Annotated in this window: 1 pseudogene; it reads right to left on the bottom strand. The window is 76.1% G+C overall.

Annotated elements, in window-relative coordinates:
- Window positions 1-327: pseudogene (locus KUF83_RS13405) on the bottom strand (hypothetical protein); the annotation flags it as partial.

The raw sequence follows: 327 nt of genomic DNA, 5'->3' as shown, positions 1-327 counted from the left end.
CGATCTGGGTGTTGAGGAGGGCGAGGTTGCGGTCGACCTCGGCCTTCGCGGAGGCGGGGATGGCGGGCAGGCTCGGCGCGACGGCCGGGCAGCTCACCGTGCCGGCCGCGTTCGTGTTGCCGGTGTTGCCCGCATTGCCGCCGTTGCCCGCGTTCCCGTTGTTGCCGCCCGCCTGCTTGGTGGGGGCCGCGCTCGGCGCCGCGGCGCCGCCTCCGGCCGCCGCGCCCGCGTTCAGGGTGCAGGGGGCGAGGGAGTCGAGGCCCTGGGGCTTGGCCGCGGTGCGGCCGATGGCGGTGGCGATCCGGTTGATGGTCGCGACGCGCTTGT

Source organism: Streptomyces sp. BV286 (assembly GCF_019090165.1).
Classification (GTDB): Bacteria; Actinomycetota; Actinomycetes; order Streptomycetales; family Streptomycetaceae; genus Streptomyces.
Note: the sequence above shows the minus strand (reverse complement) of the source record. Positions and strands in the feature narration are given on the sequence as shown.